Source organism: Mucilaginibacter sp. P4_D1 (assembly GCF_056401935.1).
The window spans coordinates 204,922-217,425 of record NZ_JBFUIJ010000001.1 but is presented as its reverse complement, the minus strand read 5'-3'; the positions used below and the strand labels follow the sequence as shown (position 1 = coordinate 217,425).

Sequence of the window (12,504 nt, the reverse complement as noted above, 5' to 3'; positions counted from 1 at the left end):
CAGGTGTTCCCCCTTCAGGGGGTTAGGGGGCTTTCACCACCCTCTTCAACACCAACAAGTTTTGCCCGTTTAAACTAAAGCCAGATATATTATTCTGGTAAAGGTTTACCAATTTATCATAGTACAAAACCACCACAGGCGATTGCTCCATTACCAGGTTATCCATTTGCTGGTAAATGGCATAGCGGGCCGAATCATTTTTTACCTGGTAGGTTTGCTCAAACAATGCATCAAATTTTTTATTGTTAAAGCCGGTATAGTTGGGGCCAAAAGGAATTTTATTTTTTGAATAAAAAACCGACAGATAATTTTCACCATCCGGATAATCTGCTATCCATTGGCCGTAAAAAAAGTTGATGCCATTTTTTGACACCAGCTCCCGCAGGCTGGCGCCCTGGGTAATTTCTACGCTGGTTTTAATGCCTATCCTATCCAGCTGACCTTGCACATATTCAATCAGGCTGCGATAGCCTACGGTAGTAGCCAATGATATTTCGGGCAACCCCTTACCGTCGGGAAAACCAGCTTCGGCTAATAGTCGCCGCGCTTTATCAGGATCGTAAGAGTACCCCTTAACACATTTACCATCAAAACCCGGCATACCCTGGGGGATAAAGCCTGCATAACCGGGGGTTCCCATGCTATTGCGCAGGTATTTAATCATCTTTTGGCGGTCAATAGCGTAGTTTATCGCCTGCCTCACTTTCAATATTTTCAGCGGCGATTTTTTGACGATGGCCAAATTACTGTCGACCAAAATACCGAGGTACATGGTATTTAGGTAGGGTGCCGTATTTAAAATGAATTTACCTTTATACTTTTGTGTTACCGCGCCCGATTTGGTAAGGATATCATCGCGATAGCTACCGTCGATATCATTCAAAAAATCGAGCTTCTTTTTTACAAACTCTAAAAATGATGTTTGTTTATCGGCAATAAATGTAGCCCTTACGGCATCCAGGTACGGCAGATGCCTGCCATTTTTATCCATTTCCCAATACTTATCGTTTTTAAGCAGTACAAGTACCTCCCCCTCTTTCCAATACTTAAACCTGAATGGGCCGGTGCCTATAGGGTGGCTCCTGAAATCTTTGCCATAAAACTCAACAACCTCCTTAGGTACAACCGAGCAATATTGCGCGGTAAGCATGCTTAAAAAAGGCGCGAAAGGCTGCTTCAGCCTGATCTGGAACGTACTATCATTAGGCGCTGTAAAGGCATCGCAGCCCTTTACTTTATCGCTAAAAATCCAGGAGCCCGATGAGGCAACTTTAGGATCTATCAATCTGCCGAAACTGTAAACAAAATCAGATGCCAGAGCCCTTCGGCCTACTCCGTTTTTAAAATGCGGATCATCGTGAAAATAAACATCATTGCGCAGGTGAAATGTATACAGCAATCCATCAGCAGACACATCCCAGCTTTTTGCAATGCACGGCGTAACTTTTAAACTGTCGTTAACCTGCACCAGCCCGTTAAAAACCTGGTTATCCATCCAAATGGTATAGTGGTTACGGCAAAAAGCAGGATCGAGCGAGGTGAGGCCTTCCTCCAGGTTGATATTGAAAACTGTTTTATGCGAATTTGCAGATTTTGAAGAGCAAGCAGAAAGCTGGATCATCAATCCCAAAAACAGCAATAAGACCAGTTTATTCATCAAAAGCTAATGTAATAATTATTGAATTAGCGACTTGGGGAGTTAGTGATTTATTACTTAAAGATGAAGTTTTTAAATAGTGAGTAGTTGGATTAGGTGAGTGGTTTTAATCTGCTTGTTAAGGCACCCTTGTCAGTTTAAATAAAATCCAAAAAAAAGCCCTCCAAAATGGAAGGCCTTTTTATATCTGTCAAATCCGAAATCGAAATTCCGTAATCCGAAATCAAAAATTAAACTTCAGCTAAATGTTCGCCGGTAACTGTTTCTTTAATTTTTGTTTCCAGTTCTTCCATCAGCTCGGGGTTATCCAATATTAATTGTTTAACCGCATCGCGACCCTGGCCTAAGCGGGTATCGCCATAGCTAAACCACGAGCCTGCTTTTTTAATGATGTTGTATTCAACACCCAGGTCGATAATTTCGCCGGCTTTAGAAATACCTTCACCAAACATAATATCAAACTCGGCAATACGGAACGGAGGCGCAACTTTATTTTTAACAATCTTCACCTTTACGCGGTTACCGGAAACTTCATCGGTATCCTTAATTTGTGATATACGGCGTACATCCAAACGAACCGAAGCATAAAACTTCAAGGCGTTACCACCGGTAGTAGTTTCGGGGTTACCAAACATTACGCCTATTTTATCGCGCAGCTGGTTGATGAAAATACAGCAGCATCCTGTTTTGCTGATGGTACCGGTTAATTTACGCAGGGCTTGCGACATTAAACGTGCATGCAAGCCCATTTTTGAGTCGCCCATTTCGCCTTCAATCTCGGCCTTTGGCACCAACGCGGCAACAGAGTCAATAACCAGGATATCAATGGCGCCTGAACGGATCAGGTTATCGGCAATTTCCAATGCCTGCTCGCCGTTATCCGGCTGCGAGATTAGCAGGTTCTCTACATCCACACCCAGTTTTTTGGCGTAGAAACGATCAAAGGCATGCTCTGCATCAATAAATGCAGCTATGCCACCTTTCTTTTGCGACTCGGCAATGGCGTGGATAGCCAAAGTTGTTTTACCGGATGATTCCGGCCCATATATTTCAATAACCCTGCCTTTAGGCAAGCCGCCAACGCCCAGGGCGATGTCGAGCCCCAAAGAGCCGGTTGATATTACCTCTGTAGGCTCAATAACAGAATCGCCCAACTTCATGATGGTGCCTTTTCCGTATGATTTTTCAAGCTTATCCAGCGTAAGCTGTAATGCCTTTAATTTGTCTGAGTTATTTTTATCTGTGTTAGCCATCTTCAAATTATCTTTAGCAAATATAAATGTATTATTTAGAATTACTAATTTTTTTAGTAATTATTTTTTATTGATGAGTGGTTGATTGAGTTGGATTAGGTTGATTAAGTTTTAACTCGTTAAGCCACATCAAATATATCGAAACAAAACCTACTCACTGAATCAACTCAATCTAACTTATTCAACTTTTCTCCACACTCCTTTTCTTTAATTCCTTACTGATCTTATTAAGTGCGGTCTTTTTCTTAGCTTCTTTGGCTTTTTTAATCTTTGCGGCCTCGGCTTTTAATAAAGCGGTTTCTGTATTGTTTCGCTCATAATACCTGCAAAACCAGGTGAGCGGGCAAATATCGCATTTGGGGCTGCGGGCTACGCAAATGTACCTGCCATGCAATATTAGCCAGTGATGGGCAACGGCAATATGCTCTTTAGGAATGTGTTGTATCAATTGCTTTTCAACAGCCAGCGGCGTAGTTGCGTTATTGGTTAAACCTATGCGGTTGGCTACTCTAAAAACATGCGTATCTACCGCCATTGCCGGCTCTTCAAATACTACAGATGCAATAACATTAGCGGTTTTACGGCCAACGCCCGGCATCTTCTGCAGGTTGTCTATGCCCGATGGCACCTCGCTGTTAAACACATCTACCAATATTTTGGCCATGCCCACCAGGTGCTTTGCCTTATTATTAGGATAGCTTACACTGCGGATATAAATAAAAACCTCCTCGGGTGTTGATGCGGCCAATGCTTCAGGCGTAGGGAAACGTTCAAACAGCGCCGGCGTTACCTGGTTAATGCGTTTATCGGTGCATTGCGCCGACAGAATAACCGCCACCAATAACTGGAACGGGTTTTCATAATGTAACTCGGTAACAGGGTTAGGCTGATTTTTAGAAAAGTATTCAACAAAGTGTTTGTAGCGGTCGGCTTTTAACATGGTTCATTAGTTCATTGGTAGCTGCACGATTTATTAGTGTCGGCGCTTATTAAATATTGTAACCAATATACTGCAATTATGCTCAATAAATTGCAATTGGCAAACCACTAAATATAAATTTATTGAACTATTCACCAATGAACTAATGAACAAGCGCAGCGACAATGAACCAATGAACTAATAAAAATAGAAAGGTTCATAAATCATTTATCGGATTTTTGGCAGGATCGATTCACATCGGGTACCGTAATCAACAATTTATGATCTATGAACCAGTGAGGGGGTGCAATGCTTAACGCAGGCTCTTCGAATAGTCAAGTATCTGGTGTATGGTTTGCACTTTGGGCTTCTTAGCCAAAAGGTCCAAATCGGCGCGAATTGAATTGTAAAAAATCAACTCGTCTGCGTCCAGGTTTAAATGTACATTATCGTTCATTTCAGCTTGGTTAGCATTAGCATTCAACGTTCTTGTAAAGGTTTCATCCATAAGCTTTATTACTGTAATTTTTATACGATTTATAACGGTGGCTTAAAGATAATATTTTGTTAGATGAAAATTAAATGAAATATTTTTTATTAATTAATTTTTCCTGATTATTTAATTAACTGGAAATGTGATTAATAAAGTTACTTGCGCAAAAAATTCGGTTAATTGATAATTAATCAACAACCGGATTCAATATTAAAATAACTTATTAATTAATGCTTAACGACTAATTTTTAAGGCTTAACTCCCTGCCCTGCATCATTTTGCGCAGGTTATTGAGCGCATAGCGCATACGGCCAAGAGCGGTGTTGATGCTTACGTCGGTAATATCGGCAATCTCTTTAAAGCTCATATCGCCAAAGTGACGCATAATCAGCACCTCTTTTTGCTCAGATGGCAAAAGCTGTATTAAGCCTTTAAGGTCTTTATAAGTTTGCTCCCTAACCATCTTATCTTCAGTGCTTTCATCGTAGTTACCCAGCACCTCAAAGATATCAAAGTCGTCGCCATTGCTCACCATAGGCGCACGCTTTTCGCGGCGAAAATGGTCGATAACCAAATTATGTGCAATACGGGTAACCCAGGGCAAAAACTTGCCTTCTTCGTTGTACTTTCCGGCTTTAAGGGTATTTATTACTTTTATAAAAGTATCCTGAAAAATATCCTCGGCAAGGTATTCATCTTTTACCAGCAGGTAAACAGAGGTGTATATTTTTGATTGGTAACGCCTGATCAATTCTACAAGCCCCGCTTCATCACCGGCAATGTATAGATGGATTAGATCCTGATCACTCTTCAATTGAAAATCCATAGAAAGTACTACTTTAAACTTAATTTTTAGTTAAACTCTTGAAAAGTAAAGTATTTCCTATAGCGTTTTTGTTAGGGTAAAAAAATTGTTACTTCAAATAAAACAAATTCCCGGATAAAAAACAAATAAAATTTTTTCAACCAGTCATTTTTTAAATATTCATCGGGTTAATTAGCAACAAAACAATTTATTATTTGGCAACAATAATATTAGACTAAATTACACTACCAAAGGTTTAATGGGTACCAAAATAAATTTTTAAAATTGAATTGATAAAAAAATAAGGTACTGTTAAATTGTATTAAATCCGTTACAAATATTTTGTACTGTAAATTTATTAAAAGGCATCAACTTATTGCCCGGCAAGATGTTAAAAAATGTTAAATATTAAATGTTGCCGGTGTTAACATAGACTAATAGTAGTGATAACTCTATAGCTCATTTAAAAATTCTCTTGCATCCTGAAGTTCAATTTTCCCTTCCTTATAAAGATTTATTTCCTTTACAGATCGTTTTAGCCGGGTATACATCACCTGTTCCGACTTAGATAACGGGCGCTTATTGTTGTCTTTTGCAACATTATAATCCAGGCCAAAAGCGCCCAATACAGATTTGATGGCTTTCTCGGTTTTTTTATCCTCAATACTTACAGTCAGCGTAGTCATTATATTAGATTATATTTTAAAATTACAAAATGATACCAGCTTTTAAAAGCATTATTACGCCAATATACAGGTAACCGTTAAATCCAACTCTTAAAAACCCCAACTCCTTCACGTGTTTACGCTAAAGTAATTCCGCTCACCACCAACCCAAAAAATCCTCTCTAAACAATTAAAAGTCAACAAACTGTAAACTCGGGTATTTAATTGCAATAATCATCTAAACAAAGTGAAAGCGATTTGGATTATGCTAAATATTTTAGGATTTTTGCATTTTAGAAAAAAGACCATAGTCGATAGTCCATAGGCCATAGTGATTGTATGGTTTTTGCTATGGTCTATGAACCATGGACTACCAACAATATATGAGCAAAGAAGCAGAAAAAGATCCATCAAAACATATTATTATAAAAGGGGCGCGTGTACACAACCTTAAAAATATGGATGTGGCCATCCCCAAAAACAAGCTGGTTGTTGTAACAGGCATGTCGGGCTCGGGCAAATCGTCGCTTGCTTTTGATACCTTATATGCCGAGGGCCAGCGCCGCTATGTAGAAAGCCTTTCATCATACGCCCGCCAGTTCCTGGGCCGCATGAACAAGCCCGATGTTGATTATATAAAAGGTATAGCCCCGGCAATAGCCATTGAGCAAAAAGTAATCACATCAAACCCGCGCTCAACTGTGGGCACCTCAACAGAAATTTATGATTACCTGAAGCTGCTTTTCTCGCGCATTGGTAAAACCATTTCGCCTATATCCGGCCTGCCGGTGAAAAAAGATTCGGTTACCGATGTGGTAAACTTTGTACTCAGCCTGCCCAACGAAAGCCAGATAACCATATTGGCTCCTTTATATCCGCACAATAACCGCAGCCTAAAAGAAGAGTTGGCCGTACTGATGCAAAAAGGTTTTGTACGCGTAGAATACCAGGGAAAGCTATCAAAAATAGAGGCATTGTTAGAGGACGCCAGTATTGTTGATGATGGGTCATGGCTGGTGGAAGAGGTGAAAGGCGAAAGCTTAAAGGCGAAAGGCAAAAAGCAAAAGGCTGAAAGCGATATCGAAACCATAAACCTTACTACGCATCAGTCATCCCTTACATCCTACTCAGCTGTACGCATCGTTATCGACCGTATCAGCAAAAACGAAGAAGATGAAACAGTAAGCCGCTTAGGCGATTCTGTTCAGACAGCGTTTTTTGAAGGTAAAGGCGATTGCTACGTGCGTTACCAGGAGGCTGGCGCGGAGCAGGAAACCGAACGCTTTTTTTGCGACCGTTTTGAGCTGGACGGTATTAAATTTGAAGAGCCTACCCCCAACTTTTTCAGCTTTAATAACCCTTACGGCGCCTGCAAAAAATGCGAGGGCTATGGTAAGGTAATTGGTATTGATGAAGATTTGGTTATTCCTGATAAAAGTAAATCGATATATGAAGGGGCCATTGCCCCGTGGCGCGGCGAAAAGATGCGCGAGTGGAATGACAACCTGGTGAGGCATGCCCTGAAGTTTGATTTCCCTATCCATCGCCAGTATAACCAGCTTACCGCTAAGGAACAAAAGTTATTGTGGACAGGTAATAAATTTTTCCGCGGCCTTGATGAATTTTTCAAGGAGATGGAAGAGCAAACCTACAAAATCCAGTACCGTGTTTTGCTATCGCGATACAGGGGCAAAACCACTTGCCCCGAGTGTAAGGGCAGCCGTTTGCGCCAGGATGCATCATATGTAAAAATCAACGAACGTTCCATTACCGATGTGGTTTTAATGCCGCTGGATAAAGCGCAGGAGTTTTTCCAGGGCCTGGAACTGAACGAAACCGACGCCAAAATTGGTAAACGTTTGTTAATGGAAATAACCAATCGTTTGGTTTTCCTGAACGATGTAGGCTTAAGCTATTTAACGCTAAATCGTTTATCAAACACGCTATCGGGCGGCGAATCGCAGCGAATTAACCTCGCTACCTCATTGGGCAGCAGCTTAGTAGGCTCGATATATGTATTGGATGAGCCAAGCATAGGCCTCCACCCGCGGGATACCCAGCGCCTAATTGGCGTATTAAAATCCCTGCGCGATGTGGGCAACACTGTTTTGGTGGTTGAACACGAGGAAGAGATTATGAAGGCGGCCGACCATATTATTGATATTGGCCCCGAAGCCGGTACTCATGGCGGTGAATTGATTTTTACCGGAACTTATGACGAGATTATAAAAGATGATAACAGCTTAACCGGCCGCTACCTGAGCGGTAAAGACGAGATAGCTATACCAGCCACCCGCCGTAAATGGCACGATTTTATCGAGATAAAAGGCGGCCGCGAAAACAACCTGCAGCACGTAAATGCTAAGTTCCCTTTAGGTGTACTTGCCGTGGTTACCGGCGTGTCCGGATCTGGTAAAACCAGTTTGGTAAAACGCATACTGGCACCTGCCCTGCAAAAAACGCTGGGCAATTACTCGGGCGAGCAAACCGGATCATACGATAGCATCGAGGGCGATTACGCTAAGATAGAACAGGTAGAAATGGTTGACCAAAACCCTATTGGCCGTTCATCACGCTCAAACCCGGTTACCTACGTAAAAGCCTGGGACGAGATCCGCAACCTGTACGCCGCACAACCGGCAGCCAAAGCGGCCGGCTTAAAACCATCCGCATTCTCGTTTAACGTAGAGGGTGGCCGCTGCGATGTTTGCCAGGGCGAGGGTGAAGTGAAGATTGAGATGCAGTTTATGGCCGATATTTTCCTTACCTGCGAAACCTGCGGCGGCAACCGCTTTAAACAGCACATACTGGATATTACCTACAACGAAAAGAATGTAGCCGAAGTATTGCACATGACCATTGACGAAGCTTTGCAGTTTTTTGCCAAGGAGCCAAAGATCATCTCAAAAATAAAACCCTTGGTTGATGTTGGTTTAGGTTATGTACAACTGGGCCAATCATCAAATACACTATCGGGCGGCGAAGCGCAGCGTATTAAGCTGGCATCGTTCCTGGTTAAAGGTAACAATACGCACAAAACGCTATTTATTTTTGATGAGCCAACTACCGGGCTGCATTTTGCCGATATTAAAAAGCTGCTGAAATCATTTGATGCCTTGCTTGAACACGGCAATACCATTATTGTTATTGAACATAACATGGATGTTATTAAATGCGCCGATTGGGTGATTGACATTGGCCCCGAAGGCGGCGACCGTGGCGGTAAAGTAGTATTTGAAGGCGTACCCGAAAGCCTCATCAAAGAAAAAAAGTCACACACCGGGCATTATTTAAAAGAACGGTTTGGGAAGTAACCGTTACCTATTAAAATAAGAAAGGCTTCGTAATTGGGGTCTTTCTTATTTACTATTAAGTTTTATTTGTGCCTGCATAACCCAATCCTAAACCACGGTTACAAAAAATTGCGCGCTTTAACGTAGGGACTGTTGACCTGTTTTTGATCGTCCACACGCCGGTTGCATTACACCGTTATTACTATTAACGAAATTATGGTTAACCTTATCCGGTTATTTTACGTTTAAATTAAAAAATGCAACAATAACTCTATTCCTTATCATCATAATGAACATGTCGTTAAAAAATCTATCTGAATCAACTGCATTAGTATTATTGCTAATTGTAGGTTATTCATGCTCGAAAGGCAAAAACGATTCATCTGATCCTTCGCCAATTACCAAACCTTCGCTTACAGCAAAAATAGACAGCACCGATTATAACCTGGATGCCGCGGCTATTACCTCAACTTATTATAGTACGGATGGAGATGACGTAAAAGCACTGAAAGCTACAGGCCGGTTAAATACAACAGGAAATAAGATTGTATTTTTTATAAACGATTTCAAAGATGGCACCATTGAGTTAAGCAAAAAAGCCGGAACATCTTTAAATCCGGGTAATCCCCATATAAAGGTTAATGCGGTAGTAACCCCCACTCCTGTACAAACCTATGTGCAGTACATTAAAGATGGCAATACTTATTATGCGGTATCGGGCATTATAACTGTTGTTATAAAAAGTAATGGTACAGCAACGGTTAAGTGGGATATTAAATTTACCGACGCCAAAGCCCGTTCGTTTAATTCATCAGGCTCATTCGATCTTACTAATTTCCAGGCCAATATTAAACCAAAAACTGATATAGTTGACCCCACACCTGTAAGTGATAAACCGACTATAGAAAGTATTAGTCCGCAAAAAGGGTTTGCTTTAGATACCGTAAGAATTACCGGTACAAATTTTAGTGCAGTAAAAACCGATAACGAGGTTAGCTTTAATGGCACTAAGGCATTTGTCAGCTCGGCAACAACTACCCAACTGGTTGTTATCGCGCCCGCCACGGCAAGCACGGGAAGCATTATAGTCAGCATAAAGAACGGCACTGCTGTAACCGGCCCTGTATTCACGTATTTATTACCGGCAACGATAACCGGAATTAGCCCGGCGAGTGGAAAAACAAACGATACCGTAACTATTACCGGTACAAACTTCAGTACAGTGTTGGCAGAAAACACAGTGTTTTTTAAAACAGCTATCGGCATAATGTTAACCGCTACCAGTACAAAATTAACAGTACGGGTACCAGCCGGCGGGTCAACAGGTGCAATAACTGTAAATGTTAATCATGCCCGCACAACCATTACAGGGCCGGTGTTTACTTATACTAACAAACCCGTTTTGCAAAGTATATCGCCTGCGCAAGGCAACCCGGGCGATGTTATCACTTTTACTGGTACCAACTTTAGTACCACTCCGGCCACAAATATTGTTTTCTTTAATGGAGTCCGTGCATCGGTACTAACGGCTACCGCAACTAAGCTTACTGTTAAAGTCCCGGCCAGCGCTACTACCGGAAAGATAATTTTAAGTGTTGATGGGAACAGTGCCAATGAAGCATTAATTTTTACTGTAAACCCGCCAAAAACTTCGCTGGCCTGGACAGAGGTTTTCACATCAGTCAATTTGCAGCAAAGTAATCAGATGGTAAGTACAGGAGGCAGTGTGCTTATTACCGGGGGCCCGCAACAGGGTTACCTGTATTTTAGTGCAGACGGCAAATCATATACCGACGTTTATAATAATTTACCGTTTGCCCAGGGGCAAAAACCATCTATCAACATTATCAAAGCCGATAACAACAACTACTACGTTACCACAAGCCTGGGCATTGCAAAATCTACAAATGGTACTAACTGGGTAAAAATAGTTCCGGATGCTACATCGCCCAACAGGAGTTTTACGGGAATTACTGTTAACCAGGATAAAATTACTTTGTTGGCAGGTAAAAAGGTTTATAAGTCGCCGGATGGCGGCTCAACCTGGTCAAGTGCCGATATTTCCGGTCCGGGAACGCTCAATTACATCAGCAGTTTTGCGAATGAAAAGTACATGTTTGCCGTTGATACCAGCAAGAACTTTACTTCGAAAGAAGAAAAAATTTTTTACCAGTCGATGGACCAGGGCCGCACCTGGCGAGAAACCAGCGGCGTAACAGGTATTTACAATTATAACCTGGGCGAGCGCGATTTTTTAACAACATCGTCATACAACGTATTTTGTTCCTTTAGCTATAAAGGCTCGGGACAAAGCCTTGGCAGCACCCGCGTATACCGCTCTGTAAACCAGGGCGCAACATGGGAAGACATAGGCAGCGAAGCATGCAGCGTAATAAAAACAGCCGGAGATATTGTAGCCTACGGAACTGCTTACCTTAATCTATCCTTAAATAATGGTGATACATTTACAAAATACACTATACCAACGGGATATACTTTAGGAGGCATCGTAATCACTCCATCTTATTATTACATCAGCGCGTATACCAACACCGGTTCCAATAAGATATTCAGGGCTACCCGATAGATAATTTAAATTTCAAAAAAAACGGCTACGCTTTATAACAGCATAGCCGTTTTTTTATCTCCGGATATTCCCGGTAGCACTATTTTAAAATCCATAAAAAGATTTGCTACTTCGTTCCTAAATCGTTATATTTGATTAACATCCAACATCTTACCCAAAGATATCGCGTAAATTTTTCTACCCGGGTAACGTCGGCTCAATCATTAACATACCTAAACTTACAATACTATGCCAGGAAGCAAAGCATTTTACGACACCATCCGCCCATTGTTTGGCGGACATTTCTCTCAAAGCCAGATTGATGGCATCGAAACAATTTTAACCGTTATTGCAGCAGCTGGCATAACCGATAACCGCAAAACAGCGTATATGCTGGCTACAGTGTTTCATGAATGCGCCAAAAAAATGCAGCCGATAGCCGAATTTGGCAAGGGCGCCGGCCATGACTATGGCAAAAAATTAAAAATGGGGGCTGGCTCTGGTCACCGGGTACCTTATACCACGCCCGATAAATTATATTATGGCAGGGGCTACGTACAGCTAACCTGGTATGAGAATTATGAGAGTATGGGCCATTTATTACACGTTGACCTGCTCGGAAATCCAGAACTGGCCTTAGATCCAACCATAGCTGCAAACATCATGGTTAAAGGGATGGTTGGCGGGCTATTTACGGGCAAGGGCCTTGGCAAATATTTTACAGCCGACTTAACCGACTGGGTAAACGCCCGCAAAATAATTAACGGCCTTGACCAGGCCGCAACCATTGCGGGCTATGCTCAAACTTTTCATAAAGGATTGACCGCGCCGGTTTAAAACAAGCAAAAGAGTT

At 41.7% G+C, this 12,504-nt stretch carries 9 protein-coding genes; 3 read left to right on the top strand and 6 right to left on the bottom strand.

Going from position 1 to position 12,504, the window contains the following annotated elements:
- Window positions 1-22: 22 nt before the first annotated feature.
- The 6 genes from AC1DV1_RS00845 to AC1DV1_RS00820 form a co-directional block, all read right to left on the bottom strand.
- The gene (locus AC1DV1_RS00845) at window positions 23-1,657 is read right to left on the bottom strand and encodes an ABC transporter substrate-binding protein (protein ID WP_477353867.1); all 1,635 of its coding nucleotides are present in this window, start codon (window positions 1,655-1,657) and stop codon (window positions 23-25) included.
- 230 nt (window positions 1,658-1,887) lie between these two features.
- Window positions 1,888-2,910, bottom strand: coding sequence for a recombinase RecA (recA, locus tag AC1DV1_RS00840; protein WP_477353865.1), 1,023 nt, complete (start codon window positions 2,908-2,910; stop codon window positions 1,888-1,890).
- A 181-nt stretch (window positions 2,911-3,091) separates the two neighbouring features.
- Window positions 3,092-3,850: an endonuclease III gene (nth, locus tag AC1DV1_RS00835; RefSeq protein WP_477353863.1), complete on the bottom strand. Its 759-nt coding sequence runs from the start codon at window positions 3,848-3,850 to the stop codon at window positions 3,092-3,094.
- Between the two features lie 292 nt (window positions 3,851-4,142).
- Window positions 4,143-4,286: a hypothetical protein gene (locus AC1DV1_RS00830; protein WP_158642931.1), complete on the bottom strand. Its 144-nt coding sequence runs from the start codon at window positions 4,284-4,286 to the stop codon at window positions 4,143-4,145.
- A 277-nt stretch (window positions 4,287-4,563) separates the two neighbouring features.
- Window positions 4,564-5,148, bottom strand: a complete 585-nt coding sequence (locus tag AC1DV1_RS00825; RefSeq protein ID WP_147055814.1) for an RNA polymerase sigma factor — start codon at window positions 5,146-5,148, stop codon at window positions 4,564-4,566.
- A 431-nt stretch (window positions 5,149-5,579) separates the two neighbouring features.
- Entirely contained in the window at window positions 5,580-5,813 is a 234-nt protein-coding gene (locus AC1DV1_RS00820) for a hypothetical protein (RefSeq protein ID WP_477353861.1), read from the bottom strand.
- Between the two features lie 362 nt (window positions 5,814-6,175).
- Between AC1DV1_RS00820 and uvrA the strand changes: the two genes are divergently transcribed.
- The 3 genes from uvrA to AC1DV1_RS00805 all read left to right on the top strand — a co-directional run bounded on the left by uvrA (window position 6,176) and on the right by AC1DV1_RS00805 (window position 12,488).
- Window positions 6,176-9,106, top strand: coding sequence for an excinuclease ABC subunit UvrA (uvrA, locus tag AC1DV1_RS00815; protein ID WP_477353859.1), 2,931 nt, complete (start codon window positions 6,176-6,178; stop codon window positions 9,104-9,106).
- A gap of 274 nt (window positions 9,107-9,380) precedes the next feature.
- Window positions 9,381-11,672 carry an IPT/TIG domain-containing protein gene (locus AC1DV1_RS00810; protein ID WP_477353857.1) on the top strand — a complete coding sequence of 764 codons (2,292 nt, stop codon included), beginning with the start codon at window positions 9,381-9,383 and terminating at the stop codon, window positions 11,670-11,672.
- A 228-nt stretch (window positions 11,673-11,900) separates the two neighbouring features.
- Window positions 11,901-12,488, top strand: a complete 588-nt coding sequence (locus tag AC1DV1_RS00805) for a glycoside hydrolase family 19 protein (RefSeq protein ID WP_477353855.1) — start codon at window positions 11,901-11,903, stop codon at window positions 12,486-12,488.
- Window positions 12,489-12,504: the final 16 nt, after the last annotated feature.